Annotated in this window: 18 protein-coding genes and 1 tRNA gene; 6 read left to right on the top strand and 13 right to left on the bottom strand. The window is 34.4% G+C overall.

What is annotated here, in order from left to right:
* Positions 1-80 precede the first annotated feature (80 nt).
* Together AOG54_RS02965 and AOG54_RS02960 are read left to right on the top strand one after the other, a co-directional pair.
* Positions 81-1,460 (top strand): MFS transporter, encoded by a 1,380-nt coding sequence (locus AOG54_RS02965; RefSeq protein WP_048101223.1) that lies wholly within the window; start codon positions 81-83, stop codon positions 1,458-1,460.
* Between the two features lie 52 nt (positions 1,461-1,512).
* On the top strand, positions 1,513-2,691 hold the full coding sequence (locus tag AOG54_RS02960; protein ID WP_054964332.1) for an acyl-CoA dehydrogenase family protein: 1,179 nt from the start codon (positions 1,513-1,515) through the stop codon (positions 2,689-2,691).
* On the opposite strand, the gene AOG54_RS02955 is transcribed toward AOG54_RS02960, so the two are convergent.
* The 12 genes from AOG54_RS02955 to AOG54_RS02900 form a co-directional block, all read right to left on the bottom strand.
* Positions 2,688-4,100 (bottom strand): acetyl-CoA hydrolase/transferase C-terminal domain-containing protein, encoded by a 1,413-nt coding sequence (locus tag AOG54_RS02955; protein ID WP_055032391.1) that lies wholly within the window; start codon positions 4,098-4,100, stop codon positions 2,688-2,690. The genes AOG54_RS02960 and AOG54_RS02955 overlap by 4 nt on opposite strands.
* 32 nt (positions 4,101-4,132) lie before the next feature.
* Entirely contained in the window at positions 4,133-4,951 is an 819-nt protein-coding gene (locus AOG54_RS02950; RefSeq protein ID WP_054964330.1) for an HpcH/HpaI aldolase/citrate lyase family protein, read from the bottom strand.
* A gap of 4 nt (positions 4,952-4,955) precedes the next feature.
* Positions 4,956-5,423 carry a MaoC family dehydratase gene (locus AOG54_RS02945; protein WP_054964329.1) on the bottom strand — a complete coding sequence of 156 codons (468 nt, stop codon included), beginning with the start codon at positions 5,421-5,423 and terminating at the stop codon, positions 4,956-4,958.
* A 117-nt stretch (positions 5,424-5,540) separates the two neighbouring features.
* Entirely contained in the window at positions 5,541-6,080 is a 540-nt protein-coding gene (locus tag AOG54_RS02940; RefSeq protein ID WP_055032390.1) for a hypothetical protein, read from the bottom strand.
* Positions 6,077-6,667 (bottom strand): hypothetical protein, encoded by a 591-nt coding sequence (locus AOG54_RS02935; RefSeq protein ID WP_052656701.1) that lies wholly within the window; start codon positions 6,665-6,667, stop codon positions 6,077-6,079. Before AOG54_RS02935 ends, AOG54_RS02940 begins: the two co-directional genes overlap by 4 nt.
* Positions 6,668-6,739: 72 nt before the next feature.
* A complete protein-coding gene (cbiD, locus tag AOG54_RS02930) occupies positions 6,740-7,810 on the bottom strand; it encodes a cobalt-precorrin-5B (C(1))-methyltransferase CbiD (protein ID WP_055032389.1) in 1,071 nt (356 codons plus the stop codon).
* Positions 7,788-8,390, bottom strand: a complete 603-nt coding sequence (locus AOG54_RS02925; RefSeq protein WP_054964412.1) for a precorrin-8X methylmutase — start codon at positions 8,388-8,390, stop codon at positions 7,788-7,790. Before AOG54_RS02925 ends, cbiD begins: the two co-directional genes overlap by 23 nt.
* The gene (cobK, locus tag AOG54_RS02920) at positions 8,368-9,120 is read right to left on the bottom strand and encodes a precorrin-6A reductase (RefSeq protein WP_054964411.1); all 753 of its coding nucleotides are present in this window, start codon (positions 9,118-9,120) and stop codon (positions 8,368-8,370) included. Before cobK ends, AOG54_RS02925 begins: the two co-directional genes overlap by 23 nt.
* A gap of 13 nt (positions 9,121-9,133) precedes the next feature.
* Positions 9,134-9,547, bottom strand: coding sequence for a molybdenum cofactor biosynthesis protein MoaE (locus AOG54_RS02915; protein ID WP_048101231.1), 414 nt, complete (start codon positions 9,545-9,547; stop codon positions 9,134-9,136).
* Between the two features lie 42 nt (positions 9,548-9,589).
* Entirely contained in the window at positions 9,590-10,945 is a 1,356-nt protein-coding gene (locus AOG54_RS02910; RefSeq protein WP_055032388.1) for an APC family permease, read from the bottom strand.
* 12 nt (positions 10,946-10,957) lie between these two features.
* The gene (locus AOG54_RS02905) at positions 10,958-11,536 is read right to left on the bottom strand and encodes a class I SAM-dependent methyltransferase (RefSeq protein WP_054964414.1); all 579 of its coding nucleotides are present in this window, start codon (positions 11,534-11,536) and stop codon (positions 10,958-10,960) included.
* 35 nt (positions 11,537-11,571) lie between these two features.
* Positions 11,572-12,120, bottom strand: coding sequence for a TetR/AcrR family transcriptional regulator (locus AOG54_RS02900; RefSeq protein ID WP_055032387.1), 549 nt, complete (start codon positions 12,118-12,120; stop codon positions 11,572-11,574).
* A 123-nt stretch (positions 12,121-12,243) separates the two neighbouring features.
* Between AOG54_RS02900 and AOG54_RS02895 the strand changes: the two genes are divergently transcribed.
* The 4 genes from AOG54_RS02895 to AOG54_RS02880 all read left to right on the top strand — a co-directional run bounded on the left by AOG54_RS02895 (position 12,244) and on the right by AOG54_RS02880 (position 15,335).
* The gene (locus tag AOG54_RS02895; RefSeq protein ID WP_054964469.1) at positions 12,244-13,458 is read left to right on the top strand and encodes an MDR family MFS transporter; all 1,215 of its coding nucleotides are present in this window, start codon (positions 12,244-12,246) and stop codon (positions 13,456-13,458) included.
* A gap of 63 nt (positions 13,459-13,521) precedes the next feature.
* The gene (locus AOG54_RS02890; RefSeq protein WP_048101235.1) at positions 13,522-14,718 is read left to right on the top strand and encodes an MFS transporter; all 1,197 of its coding nucleotides are present in this window, start codon (positions 13,522-13,524) and stop codon (positions 14,716-14,718) included.
* Between the two features lie 30 nt (positions 14,719-14,748).
* Positions 14,749-15,231, top strand: a complete 483-nt coding sequence (locus tag AOG54_RS02885; protein WP_197065848.1) for an adenosine-specific kinase — start codon at positions 14,749-14,751, stop codon at positions 15,229-15,231.
* 31 nt (positions 15,232-15,262) lie between these two features.
* A tRNA-Arg gene (locus AOG54_RS02880) sits at positions 15,263-15,335 on the top strand.
* Positions 15,336-15,385: 50 nt separating this feature from the next.
* Here the strand turns inward: AOG54_RS02880 and AOG54_RS02875 are convergent.
* Positions 15,386-16,506 (bottom strand): hypothetical protein (locus AOG54_RS02875; RefSeq protein WP_162200847.1); only part of this gene is annotated, 1,121 nt, incomplete at its 5' end.

Below are 16,506 nucleotides of genomic sequence, written 5' to 3'. Positions count from 1 at the left end.
TTAAATAAATATAATAAATTTTAATTATAATAATTTATTCCTTTTAAATATGTTTAAATATATCATAAAATTAATATTTTATGGCAGCAAATAATAAAGAGTTTGAAGCCAAATCTATAATAGCAAGAATGCAGAGAATAGATAAATGGCCACTACCACCATCTTTTCTGGCAATAATAGCCATTGGTTATTTTTTCACCTTTTATGATGTTACCGATATAGGATTTGCCATGCCAGCAATAGCCCCACAGTTCCATTTAACAGGTTCCGAAAGCCTGTTTCTTGCACTATCCATAGGTCTTATAGGATATGTTATAGGGTCCTTTATAATTGGATATCTTTCAGACAGGTATGGAAGGTATCCCATGTTAATACTAACCATGGCTTTAATGGCACTTGGTTCCTTTGGAGATGCCGCATCCCTAAATCTTGACATGCTTATAATCTTCAGGTTTATTACAGGTCTTGGCCTCGGTGCAGATTTAAATCTAATTCCCGCATATATTGGCGAATTTGCACCTGCAGACAGGCGCGGGCATCTTGCACAGATAACATTTTTCCTTGGTATTCTTGGTCAGGCTGTCACACCTTTTGTGGCACTTGCAATTGTGCCGCCATTCTATTTTGGATGGAGGCTTTTATTCTTTATTGGCGGTTTAATAGCAGTCATTGCTGTAATTTTAAGGGCCCAGCTTCCAAGATCTCCCAGATGGCTTGTAAGCCATGGTGAGCTGAATAAGGCTGATGACGTTGTATCCCATTTTGAGCAGTACTTAAAACAAAAGGGTGAGGAGCTTCCTGCTCTTACTGATGATGAAATAAATAAAATAAACGTTAAAACAGAAACGACGAGGCTATCATTTTATTATTTATGGCAAAAGCCATACAGATTAAGAATGCTTGTTTTTGGGCTATGGTGGGGTCTGTGGTACATTGGAAACTATGCATTTCTTGGAGATGCTGCAACAATACTTTCAGATTCAGGCATTTCACTGGCAAGCTCAATCCTTTATCTGGCCATAGGTGCAATTGGATACCCTGTTGGTGCATTATCGTCTTGGGTTATATCTGATAAAATAGAGAGGAAATACATAGTCTTTATAGGATCAATTTTATGGCTGATTGGCATGGTTATATTTGGTAGCAGAATAAATTCAATAGCACTTATTTCTGGAAGCTTCATAGCATCCTATTCACTAGCCTTTTTAATCGGCATAGCATACATGTACACATCCGAAAGCTACCCTACGAGGGCACGTACATCAGGTTTCGCCATGGGAGATGGGCTTGGGCATATAGGTGGGGCAATTGGTGCTCTTTATCTTCCACTATGGGTTGCCCAGATAGGTTTCTTTGGTGGTTTCACATTTATAGGCATAACAACATTTATAGCTGGAATAATACTTGTTGTTGGTGGTTCCATAGCCACAAGGCAGCAGCTCGAGACAATATCAGCCTGATATATTTATTTTCTTATAGTAATACTTAAATTTATTTTTTTATTAATATTACATGGTTTTAAATTATCCAAGGGATCTTACAGAAGAACAGAATCTTCTCCTGAATTCCATCAGGGGTATGCTTGAAGAATACGGTGAAAACTACTGGGCGAAACTGGATGAGTCACATCTTTATCCAGAGGAGTTTGTGAAAAAATTCACTGAACTGGGCCTTTTTAATGTTCCAATACCAGTTGAATATGGTGGTGCCGGTCTTGGAATAAGGGAGGCATCACTTATTCTTGAGGAGATTAATGCATCAGGTGGGAATTCACAGCCCTTTCATGGCCAGTATTACATGTCATGGCTACTGTCAAAATTCGCAAGTGTGGAAATGAAAAAGAAACTTTTTCCAGCACTGGGAAGCGGGAAAATTAGAATGCAGAGCATGGGGCTTACTGAACCCGATGCAGGATCAAATACGCCTGAAATCAAAACCTTTGCAAAAAAGTATGGGAATAATTATATAATAAATGGCCAGAAAATTTTTACATCCAGAATTGAGGAATCTGATTGGATATTAATCGTTGCAAGAACCAAAAGGTATGATGATGTCCAGAAAAAAACAGATGGTATAAGCCTATTTTTGCTGGGCCCTGAACAAAAGAAAGAAATAGAATACACCAGAATTAAAACAATGTTTAATAGCCAGACATATCAGGTATTTATAAATAATATAACGGTGCCCGAAGAAAATTTAATTGGAGAGGAAAACAGGGGTTTTGGATACTTAATGCACGTGCTTAATCCCGAAAGGATCCTAATCGCATCGGAAAGCATAGGAGATATGCGATGGTTTATTGAAAAATCTGCAGGTTATGCATCATCAAGGGTGGTATTTGACAGGCCCATTGGTGAAAATCAGGGTGTGCAGTTCCCAATAGCTGATATATATGCAAAGATGCTCTCCGTATCTGCATTAAGATGGCAGGCTGCATCACTCTATGATTCCGGTGGGGATATTAAAATTGTTGGCGAGCTTGCAAATTCTGCAAAATATCTGGCATCAGAATATGCATGGCAGGCTGCCAATGTTGCCATGGATACTTATGGTGGATATGGGGTTGCTGTTGATACAGGCATAGAAAGAAAATTCAGGGAGGCAAGGTTATATAAGGTCGCGCCCATAACAAATAATCTGGTTCTATCATATCTGGGCCATAATGTGTTAAACATGCCAAAATCATATTAATTTTTATTCCATTTTATAATTTCATTTATATTATATGGTAAATGTCCGGCATTTAAGTAATTCATATACCTTAGTAATGAATCTTTAAAATTTGGGTGTACACAATTTTTTATAATCTCCACTGCTCTTTCCCTTGGGTCCTTCCAGCGAAGATCTGCAATTCCTATCTCAGTTACAACAAAATCGACAAGCATTCTTGGAATGTCAACACATGATAGCATCGGCACTATTCTGGATATTTTTCCATTCATGGCAGTGGATGGCATCACAATGGCAACATACTTACCTGAACTGCAAAAATCTATTGAACCACCCACACCATTGTATATATTTTCTCTTATGTGGGAAACATTGGCCGATCCAAAAATATCAATTTCTATTGCCTGCTGTAATACTATTACACCCAGACCTGAAATTATATCGGGACTGTTTGTAATGTAATTTGGTCTGAGAACAATATTCCCTGAATAATCAAGATAATTTTCCATAAATTTTTTTGTGTAAACTTCATCTCCCTGTAGTGTATAAATTGCGGATGCGCTTATGTATTTGATTTTATGTCCAATGTATTCAGTCCATCTTGCAGGTGCTATTTCGCACCATATTTTAAGGTCATTAAATGGTGATTTATCAATAAGTGAGGAGGCTATGGACCCGGCCCCAACCTGAACTGGCATGGTGTTTTTAAACTTAATCTTTTCATCAAGCATGCACCAAATATTCTCTGCTATTGAATTGATTTCCTCTGGAGGTTTTCCGTACGAGGCTGCGCTTTCTTCACTGCCATCAGAATAAATTATTGCTGCTATTTTATTTTGATTTATTCTTAACTCTCTTTTTCCTATACGGGAAATAATTTTTTTGAACTGATGCTCCCTTACCGAATTAATATCAGTTATATCATGGAGCCCCGTTAAAACAGGCTTGCTTCTATTAATCTCTATAATTATCTTTTTTGATGCATTGCATAGGGCTGGCGTTGCATCCACTGAAAGCGAAAGTATTATACCTTTACTGTTTACTTCTGTTGCCTCAAGGACCGCAACATCTATTTTATCCATTGAATTAAGACTCAAAAGTTTTGAATACTTGTATACACTATAATCCATCATCATGGTTTTCCCGTTATTGACATCATCCCTGCTTTTTTTATCACTTAAATAATAAAAACGCCGGGATATTTCAATATTTCTCATGGCATCATCAAACGATTTTGTCATACCTCCACCAGAATAAACCTGAATTCCTTTAAAATACTGTGGATGTTCTTTAAAAATTAGCGGTATAATTTTTGGAACAGACTGCCCTCCCATGCCCCCGAATGCTATCGATTTTTTATTTTTTAATATTTTTTTAAATACATCCTCAGGGTCCATAACCTTACTCTCAAGTTTTGGCGGAATTCTCATTAATTTCACCCCTATTAAAATTTTTAATTATTTTAATGGTCCATATCTGCCTGATCCAGTATATTTCTTGCCATCCTTATATGCACCGAATCTATTAACCTTCCATCGATCCTCAGTGCACCCCGGCCCTGGGAGGCTGATTTATTATATTCTTCTATTACCATTTTTGCCCATTTTATTTCCTCTTCTGACGGGGCATAAACGCTGTTTGCAATATCTATCTGTGTTGGATGTATAACCTGCTTTCCTGCAAAACCCAGATTTTTTGACCTTACAGCCTCATCCTTAAAGCCGTTTATATTGTTTAGATCAAAGTAAACCTTATCTATTGGTAATATGCCTGCTGATCTGGCAGCGACTGCAACGGCAGTTGCAATATATGTGTTCTGTGCATAGCCATCAATATTTCCAGAAACTGACAATGAAAAATCAGCGGCTGCCCATGAAATCATTGAAACTCCATCCTCATGTGCTATGTCATTAATTTTTGTAAAACCTTCAGCTGTTTCTATTAAGGGGATTAAAGGTATGCCAAGAAGCCTATAAATATGTTTTATACCAGTACATGCCTTCGGGATCATAATATAATCTATTTTGGCATCAGTTTTTAGTAATGAAGTTATATCATTATAAAAATAGGGTGTTTCCATTGAGTTAATTCTTATTGCAACAGCTTTTTTAATAATATTTGTTTTAAGAAATTCCAGAATATATGACCTTGCAGAATCTTTTTTATCATCCGGTACTGCGTCCTCCAGATCATATATAATTATATCTGCATTTAAGCTTAGGGAATTAATAACCATTTTTTCATTATTGGCCGGGACATATAGCTGGGACCTTGTTTTCATTATATCACCATTTACTCTCTTTCTTTGGTATCATAAATGTCCTGGTGAATTCAATCACCTCCTCTGAGTTCTGGTTATATCCTGTTGTTTTAATCTTTATAATTCCGAATCCCTTTTTTGACCTTGATTCACGCTTCTCTATGACCTCGGCACTTGCATATAATGTATCACCAGCGAAAACCGGATGCATGTATTTAACTCCGTCAATTCCAAGCATAAAACCATTTTTGCTTGTGTATTCCACAACAAGGCCAACCACAACTGCTATGGTTAGCATTCCGTTTACAACAAGCCTTCCATTAAAAGGTTCTCCTGGATAATACTTTTTGGTATAATCTGCATTAAAATGAATCTGGTTATTATTATTTGTTAATAATGTAAACCATATATTATCCATATCTGTAATGGTCCGTCCAACACTGCTGGAATACCTATCCCCAATATTTATATCATCATAGTATACATCAGCCATATTTTTATAATAATAATGGATATATAATATTAATTTATGAGCATAAATTAATTTATGGTGCTTAAATCATTTATTATTTGGGCTTAAAATACTTAATATTTAGGGCTAATTTAAATTTTATAAGAAAACAACAATATACGCCATTAATGATATTATAATAATCTGTATAACCAGCTGTACTGATGCTGTTATATTTATAACCCTAAGGAATCCTGAAATTTTTGTATTACAATTTTTACTTTTATTTTCAACGTAAATTTTCATCGAGTATCTAAAAATTAAGATAAAGCTCATTAAAAACAGGATAAATGCCAGTGCAATTATGGGTATAAATAAATAATTTAATTTAAATATACCCTCTTTTAATGAAAGTATGAAGCCCAGCACCGGGGTAATAACAGATGCTGCAGGGATAAAATAAAGCGTCATTGGCAGAATCCTTACCGCGACCCTGGACCTTATATTATCATCAAGCCCGTTTAAAACTATATAAAAAATCAGACCTAGGAAAACGTCTGCGCCTGTCCATATTGCACCAATTAGGACATGTATATAGTCTATTAAAAGAATATTGCCAATAAATGCCGGTATAGTAATTAATAGAAATGAAAAAATTATTGTTATGGTAAAATTTTTTAAAAGTTCCGAATTTCTCAATTAAACACCCCTGTGGCAAGGCCTGCCATGATAAAAATTATGGCTATCTGAAGAATGACCTGGCTTAATGAAAGTCTCAGGTTAAACATTGTAAGCCTTACAATTTTTTCCACATTTTTACCACCATGCAGTATCTCACTGTAAACCCTTAATTCATTGGGCAGAAATATTCCAATTCCCTGAATTAATAAGATAAAGGCGATGATTAATGCTATTATAATATATAATGACGAAAATGAAAATTTCAAAAAAATAACCAGCTCTATGCCTGCAGTGATCGTTACAGATGAAATAGCTGGCATGAAAAATAGCATTGTTGGTGTGATTCTTGTTGACAGTCTTGCCCTCTCAATATTATTAAGGCCTTTCATTACGTATGAGAAAAAAATACCCATTACCAGATCCATACCGGTCCACATGGACCCTGCAACCACATGGAAGTATTCAAGATAATAAAAATTATGAAGGTATAATATGATAACAAGCAAAACAGGTGGAATAACCAGCATTGGAAATCCTCTTAAAAAGGAATTTTTCAATGTGAATTTTTGATCAAGGGCAACCCTTTCAGCATTACTATTTATCACAGGGGTTTAAAATTTGTGATTATTTATTTTTTAATTTATATTCATAACTACATAAATAAAATATATAAAATATTAAACACCATTATCATTCCTTATTATTATTGCGTCTATTTTTAATCTGTTATTTGTGTATTCTGTTAATCTTTGAATAATTAAATTTTTTAGATAATTAATAAATTCATTATTATAATTGATTATCTGCATAACCTCCGAAACGGTATTTGAATTGCCTATTTTTTCAATTAATTTTTTATCCATTTTTATTTTTTTTGCAATATCAGACAGAAAATTGAAATCAACGCTGCTGGAATGTGCATGAAGGTCCATGCAACCCATGGCCAGCTTGGACATTTTCCCCGGCATTCCAACTATGGTGACACTATTTGCACCCACCTCCATGGCACGCCTGACAGAAAATCCGGCAAAATCACCTATTTCAATAAAGCTTTCCTCTGGATACCCATTTAAAATTTTTTTTGCCTCAGAATCACTTCTCCCACCGGTTGTAAATACAAAGTCTTTTATACTGTTTTTTATGGCCACACGTAGGGCCAAAACAATTGATGCCTTCCAGGATGATGTTGAGAAAGGTGTCACTATACCGGTAGTACCAAGTATTGATATTCCACCTATTATACCAAGCTTTGGGTTGCAGGTTCTTCTGGCCACCTCATTTCCACCTGGAGCGTATATCAGTATGCTTAACCCATTATTTATGCCATGGTCATTAAGAACCTTCATTGCAGTACCCCTTATCATCCTCATTGGAACCGGATTAATGGCGGAATTCCCGGGCCTTACCGGAAGACCCTCCCGCGTGACAACCCCGATACCCTTTCCACCAAGGATCTTTATATCTTTCCCGGGAGACATATAAACCCTTGAATATATAAAAAGTCCGGTGGTTACATCTGGATCATCACCGCCATCCTTTAGCACTGATGCCTCTGCATAATCATTTTCCAGCCTTTTATGGCTGATTTTAAAAACAGCGTTCTTTTTGACAGGAAGTTCTATGGTAACCTCATCAGGTATGTTTCCGGTAATAAGGCCTATCAATGCCGCCTTTGTTGCAGCTGTTGCACATGCACCTGTGGTGTACCCGTATCTTAGATTTCCCTCAGGTATGTCCTCTATGTACATTTTTATCACTTAAAATGGCATTTGCAATGGCAGCACCCATTGCCGATCCTCCCTTTATGCTTAAATTAGTAATAAATGGTATTTTAACTTTTAATAGTAACTGCTTGCTTTCCAGGGCAGATACAAAGCCAACTGGAACCCCTATTACCATATGGGGATTGCATTTTTTATTATTAATTTCCTCAATTATTGATATTAATGCAGTTGGGGCATCACCTATGACATAGACCGCTTCCGGCATTTCCCTGCAGGCCTTTTTAATGGCAATATATGACCTTGATATATGCATGGATTTTGATGACTCAATGACATCATCATCATTTATATGGCAGTATGTTTTATTACTGCCTATTCCGTATTTTACCATATTTATGTCTGTCACTATATTATAATTCTGGTCAAACAGGCCATCTTCAAAATTTTCGGAAAATATTATTGATCTGGCGGCATCAATATCGCCCGTGGCATGTGCTGCCCTTATTATTATTTTTGATTTTAATGAATCATCGAGCCCCATAATATTCTTTATAATCCCAAAACTTTTTGAATATATCTCTTCAGGATTCAGGATATATACCACCCTCTTTTAATATTTTTACCACATCTTTATATGTGTATGCCATATTTTTATATTTGTAATCTGGTCTTTTAATTATTATTGTTTTTATGCCAAGGTCAAGTGCAGCATTTATCTTTGGTTCCGATAAAAAGCCACTGTCCTTTGTAACCATTGTATCTATATTAAAATACTGCATAATTGAATAATTAACCATATAATTCAATTTCCCCTCAATGGCAATAATGTTTGACTGTGGTACCCCATGGTCTATAAGAGCCCTTATATTTTCAGGATCAGGTATAATCCTGAAATAATAGTTTTTACTGGCATCAATTTCATAAAATCTAACAGTTTTTATCCCTGTCGTTACAAAAATATTCCTTGAATCGTTAAGCAGATCATTAATTTCATTAAAACCGGCATAAAGCACATTTTTTGAATTAATTTTAACCGGCTTTCTATCAAACCTTATGTGAAGCATGTTTAATTCATTTGAGACATCCAGTGCTGTTTTATGGATGCTTTCAGCAAATGGATGTGTGGCGTCTATTACCGCATTTATTTTATTATTGTTAATAAAATCAATCATATTCTGCCTGTCCAGCCTTCCATTTATATGCCTGATATTTAATGATTCAAGCTTTTTTGCCGCCTCCCCGGTTACAACAGAGCATATTAAATCATATCCTTCTGATATTAACTGCATGCAGAGCTCCCTTGAATCAGATGTGCCGTCAAAGACAAGAATCATTTAAATATCCTCCCTATAATTCAGACTTCCATTCCTCTGTTCCATCGTCATATATGTCCTTCTTCCATATTGGTGGCAGTTCCTTTATTTTATCTATAATGTATTCACAGGCCATGAATGCATCCTTTCTATGAAATGATGATACACCAATGCCTATTGAAATCTCATTGAGCCTAACATAACCCTTTCTCTGTATAACACACACCTTATTTATATCATACATTTTTTTCGCATCGTCAATGATTTTATTGATGCTTTTTTCGGCCATGGCATCATATGATTCATAGTAAAGTGCCTTAATATTTTTTTTAGATTCGTCTGTCTTTCTCACCGTGCCAAGGAAAATTACATCGGCACCGGAATAATCGTCTTTTATTTCCCTCTGGATATCCTCAATGTTTATTGGGTCATTCTGGATTTTTATCATATGTTTACATATTGTTTTATAATATTAAAATTTAGCAAAATATTATGTTTTATTCCTTTTAAATTCTTTTGAAAACCTCATTATCCTTCCAAATGCCCTCACCTCACTGTGCCCCGGCACTGGTTTTCCTTTATAGAATCTCGATTTCACAGCATAATAAACAACTGATACTGTTAATATTATTGACGTGATCATCAGGCTGTACAGATTTATAAAGAGTATTATTAATATTATTGTTGAAATCCCAAGAATGGGTATTATTAAAAAATAATGGCTTTTTATCATCCCATTTCCTGATGAAGTTTTTTTCAACTCATAATATAGAACAATTGCAGAAAAATTAATTATAATATATGAAATTAAAACCGAGGAATTTGATGCCTCAACTATTGTTCCAAATGAAACGAAAATAAGGAATATTATGCCAAGCAATGAAGATAATACTATTGCGATATCAGGTGTTGAAAATTTATCTATATACCCGATCTTTTCAGGAAGCTCTTTGTCACGGCCCATAGCAAATAGAACCCTTGAGGTTCCAAGTATCCCCGTGAGGGTGACGCCTGCAGTTGCGGTTACGCCACCAATAGATATAATGATATCCAGATATCTGCTTTTCAATGATGATATTGCAAGTGTTAATGGTGATGACGATGTTGAATAGGCATAATAGGGCTTAAGGCCTAATAGCACAAGGGCAACAGTAATATAGAGTATAGATGATATTATAATTGATGTTATTATGGCAAACGGAATTGTTTTTTCTGGATTGATTACCTCATCACTTATTGTTGTAACCCTTGAAAATCCAGTAAATGCAAAAAATATAAGCGCAGTGCCTGTTATTATTCCAGAATACCCATGGGGAATAAAATCATTAAAATTGGATACACTAAACTTTGTTATTCCTGAAAAAATGAAGATTATAAGCACGGCAACATTTATAATAACAAGAACAGTTATGGTTTTTGCTGAATTTTTTATGCCTATTATATTTAATACCATAAAGGTAATAATACACAGTATTGCAAGAATTACAGGATTATAATTCAATCCAAACAATTCATCGAAATAGCTACCAAAGCTTAAAGAAACTGCAGAAATACCTATTATATTGCCAAATGTCCACATCCAGCCACCAACAAAGCCCACCGATGGCGATACAACACTTTTTGCATATTCATACACACCACCCTCCTTGGCAACGTGCCTGGCAATTTCTGAAAAGCTTAGCCCGGTGAACATTGCAATAATCCCTGAAAATAATATGGATATGATCACTGCCGGCCCTGCCTTATAGGATGCCAGACCAATTATTACAAAGATGCCTGCACCTATGATTGCACCAAGATTAATCATTACAGCATCCTTTTTTGTTACGGTCTTTTTTAGTTGCATGGCATCACCAGATTATCTTCCAGAAACAGCCACCAGACGATATTTAACATTATTATCTGTATAAAAATCCTGAATTTTATATTTAATATCTTTAAATCCAGTACTTTTATATATATTCATTATCTCCTCAAAAGAGTAAAATTTTGCATATCTGTAAAAGCCAGCAGGATTTTTAATTATATTATTTATGTATTCACAATTTTTATCAAGTATTACTGTGATGCATTCATTTGATATTCTTTTTGCCTCCACAATTGCCTTTTCAGGGAAATCCAGGAAACAAATTGTAACCATATTTAATGAAAAATCAAAATATTTATCAGGATATGGAATTGAATATGCTGATGCAACAAGAGCATTTATTCCACGCGTTTTTGCCAGTGATACCATGGATTCCGATACATCTATCCCATATTTTATATTTAAGGCAGATGCAAAGCGTCCGGTGCCAACACCGATTTCAATGCCATTGCCATCTGGAATTACAGATCTTATAAAATTTATTTGGTCACTATATTCCTTTATATGTATATCATACCATTTATCATAATCCATATAGTGTCTGTTGAAATAATCTATTTTTTCTTCCATTATTGTTAAAAATATTATATACATTATAAACCTTATTATATTTTTTCATAGTTTTCTACCAGAGTTTTCAGATAAATTTCTTCCCCTATTTCCGATGGATTTATAATATAGCATAGCAGGGCTCCAAGAAACTGCCGCACCTTAATCTCAGATTTTATATCATCATTATCGCATGTTTTCCGGGCTATTGCCCTTACCATTTTGGTACATATGTCCCTTATATTATCTGAAATTATGGGATAAATTGAACCGGAGGACAGTGTGAACAAAAATAGGTTGCGCATATCACTGCTGGCATATTTTTTAAAATAATTTCTTCCAATATCTTCCAGTAATTCAATACCTGAATATTTCATTAGCGCATCATCAATAACATCCAGGGGGAGGCTCATTTTTGCAACCTCTATAATTAAATCCTCCTTTTTCTTAAAGTACCAGAATATTAAACCCTTTGAAATTCCTGCCTTTTCTGTAATTTTCTCCATGGATGCACCGGAATAGCCATATTTAGAGAATATGCTTACTGCAGACTCAATAATTCTTTTTCTGGTTTCTGGGGAGCCCTTAATCTCATTGTTATACATGATTATAATATAATATTTTAATAAATAAAGTTTGATAATTGAGTTTTAAAATATAAATTAAATATATTCTGAAATTATTTGTATCATGAATAATGTTATTATAATTATTTACAATTAGCTGTAATGATTTCCATTAATTCTACAATTCACAACAGGCAGGTTATTGTTGTGAGTTTATCATCCATGATGCGGTCAATTGGAATGGGCGCATCCTGGCCATTCATGGCCATATTTTTAAGTCTTTATCTTCATCTGGCTATTTATATTGTTGGCATAGTATTTACACTTCTATCCTTAATGTCAATGGTATTTAGTCTCATTGGCGGGTATCTTGCAGATTTAATGGGCAGGAAATTTACATTAATGCTGGGAAGCATTTCTGGAATTTTTATTTATCTCTTTATAGCGCTATCATTCCAGTTTAATGCATATTTAATAACAATAATATTGTTTATATTTTCCTCATTTTCAGGTTCACTGGTGTATCCATCTGCAAGTGCATTAATATCTGATGTAACCCTAAGTGATGAGCGAGAGGGTGCATATTCTGTTTACAGAATTCTATCCAACGTCGGCTGGGCCATTGGTCCATTTATTGGGTCATTAATATATAACACGGGAATTGTATATATTTTCTATTCTCTTGTCCTTGCAAGTATATTGCAGTCGGTAATTATTATATTTGTCAAAAACCCAAACACTCTCCGCAAAACAGTTAGCGGTGGCAATCCATTCATTGTCTATGACAAATACCTTTTTATTTTCAGCATAGCCACATTTTTTGTAATACTTTTATCATCACAGTTTTCAGTATCCCTGCCATTATACAGTGAAATAGTCATAAAAATTAATGTCTCATACCTTGGTTATATATATGCTGTAAACGGTCTTGTGGTGGTTATTGGCCAGTATCCATTAATAAAATTATTTTCACGCTTTGGCGATATAATTACCTTTATGGCCGGAGCATTATTCTATGCCCTTGGATATTTTATTGTGGCATTTTCAACAAATGTAATTGATTTAATGCTTGACATGGTTATTATAACGATAGGTGAAAATTTAACAACCCCAACAATAAATAGTGTCATATCAAAAATGGTTTCTCATGAAAAAACCGGAAGATATATGGGATTTAATTCAATGTTCAATTCAATCGGCCGTGCCTTTGGCCCATCCATAGGGACATATATTATGTACACATTTCATTATAATGGAATAATAACATGGTCATTAATTGCGACATTTGGGATTTTTTCAGTACTTGCAATAATAATTTTTTCAGGAATGTATAAAAAATCTGGCAATACATATATAAACAGATATACAAAAACATAAATTTTATGGTAAAAATTTTTTCATATAATTAAAGAATAAATAATATATTTTAATTACACAGTAATGAAATTCAATTACAAATTAATAATAATATTATTATTTTTCCTGCTTTCCGCATATGCAATGTATTCAATTACATTTGTTTTGGTACCTGTATCACTGTACTTCCATGTTCCTGTTTCAGTTGTGACACTTGCAATTACGCTTTCATGGATAGGTGGTGCCATAGGTGGTTTCATATTTGGTATGGTTGCCGATAAAATAGGCAGAAAAAGGGCAATAATTATATCGGTCATTATTTATTCACTGGGTACCATTTTTGCAGGTCTTATTAACAGTGTTTATGAACTTTATTTTTTATGGTTTCTCGTTGGAATGGGGGTTAACGGTGAGAATGGAATAAGCTATGCACTTGTCTCAGAGTTCGAAAATACCATGCACAGGGGAATGACAGGGGGGTTCATGCAGGGCTTATACGCCATAGGGTCCCTTCTCGGTGCCTTTTCTGCATATATAATTATAGAGGTGCTTTCATTGAATTTCAGGATATTTTTCATCGTCATAGGTGTAATAAGCATTATATCATTAATATTATACAATAAAATACCTGAATCGTCAATATGGTTAAAATATAAAAATTCAAGCAATGGGAATTACAAAATAGAAATAGGTAAAATATTTACCGGCCGGGTCCGTAATATAACAATTTTTGGTTCATTGATTTCCCTGGGGTCATTTCTTTTCATAATACCATTGTTCAGCCTTGCCCCAACAGAACTTGAAAACCTTAATGTATACAATTATTATTTTATTATAATAATAGGAACATTTGCAGCAACCATATTTTACACATTTTCAGGTTACATGTATGAGCGCAAAAATGCAAAGGATGTAATGTACCCATTTGCAGCCGCATCATTAATATTTTCATTAATTTTTATACTAATAAACGCACACGGTGGATTAAGGTTTCTAAATGAGTTGTTTTTAATACTTTTATTTATGTCATCGGCCTTTTTTTCCTTTTTTGGAATATGGATAAGCAGCCTTTACCCACCCAATATAAGAGCATCAGGTGCCAATTTTACACTTCTGGTGGGCAGGTTTTTTGGCGGGGGCTTTGGACCAATAATTACAGTAATCCTTGGGAAAAATCTCGGAGTAAATATGGGAATTGTGTTATTTATTTCATCCATCATTGTCCTGGTTGGACTTGTCTTTATCAGACCGGGTTCAATGGAAAAAATTAACAATACATAAATTTAATAACATTTTTAGGCATATATATTTATGGAAATGGATGAAATAGATATAGATATACCGGAAAATACCAATATAATACTGGGCTACTCACACTTTATAAAAACTGTTGAGGATCTTAATGAGATTATAAAAACAACGGTGCCACAGAGTTCTTATGCAATAGTTTTTTCGGAGGCATCAGGTGAGAGATTAATAAGATATGAGGGTAATGATGAGTTTCTAATAAATCTGGGCATTGAGAATATAAGAAAGATTTCTGCAGGGCATACATTCCTAATATATCTGAAAAATGCATACCCCATAAATGTTTTAAACGCCATCAAATTATGCCAGGAGGTTGGCACCATATATGCCGCAACTGCCAATCCATTAAAGGTTATAATTGCCAGAACAGATAATGGCAACGCTGTACTTGGTGTTTCTGATGGGTACTCTCCACTGGGTGTCGAGGATGAGGCTGCAAAAAAGAAGAGGCATAAATTATTAAGGGATATAGGTTATAAATCTTAATTTTTTTATCTTATAAAGCAATTATGCAACTGGGCCCGTGGTGTAATGGATTATCATATAGGCCTCCGGAGCCTATAATCCGGGTTCGAATCCCGGCGGGCTCAATACACATTGTTTTTGAAATTATTTAAACCAAACAATATGTAAACCCAATTTAAAATTTTATTATGCGCAATCCAATAAGCACTGCTATGGTTATTGAAAGTATGGCAGTAATTAATGATAGATACCCATAAATTCTCTGCTCCTCATTTATTTTTATTCCTATAATATTCAGCCTCTCTTCCAGATTTAAATATAAATCCCTAACACCATTGGAAATCTCAAGCAAATTCAACTCATTTCCAATATGTATCATAGTCTTAACAACATTGTAAACATTATATTCATCCAGTACCTCTGGGGCATGTTTTAAAACTTCCCTGTATCTACGGCCATAAATGAATTTTGAATAGCTGTCTATTACAAGTTTAAGATATTCCACGATATGGCTTATAATCAGTCCGCCACCGGGCAGATACTGATTTAGTGATTGTCCAGCTGAAAGCCTGACAACGATGTTATGGAAAAAATATACGGTAGAATTCCCCTCATAATATGTATACATGCTGGCTGTGATTTTTTTAACGAAAAATCTATCAAAACCCTCCCTACTTATTTTAAACCTTATATTATCCTTTTCATCGCCATCAATTGATAAAAAACCGGTATTTATATAAAAAAACTCAAGTAAAAATCTTACCATTGTACACGTTTTATTTCTTTCATCCTCAGTGGTATAATCATGACTGCTGTAACTAATGAACCTGTTTATTGGATCTGGTGAGATAATATTAAAAAGTACCGGATTTATTGAAATATCTGCCACGGTGTGATATCCAAGGGTATAAACATCGCCAAATGGATTATCATTTATAGCTCTGTTAAATCTGTCCAAAAACTGATGCTGTATTAAATAAATTCCAAGGTTTTTTATATTTGCCTCGTTTTTATATTCCTTAGAAAAATTATACAATAAACCAAAATTTTTCCCCAAGGCCACAATGTCATTTTCTGGAGATGCAACACGGCGGAATTTGAATTTCAATAAGCTGTAATCTCCAGTTGGAATTAATATTGAATGGATTGTAACCACAGGATCAAATTTTATTTTAGAACCTTTTATGTTATAAATTTTTAAAAAAAAATATACTTCTATGTTATATGTCCCAACATCATTCATTTCATACATTTGCCCGTAGGTAAGATTTCCAATTTCCATTAATTTTATAAAAA

Source organism: Acidiplasma aeolicum (genome assembly GCF_001402945.1).
Taxonomy (GTDB): domain Archaea; phylum Thermoplasmatota; class Thermoplasmata; order Thermoplasmatales; family Thermoplasmataceae; genus Acidiplasma; species Acidiplasma aeolicum.
This window is presented reverse-complemented; position numbering and strand designations above follow the sequence as displayed.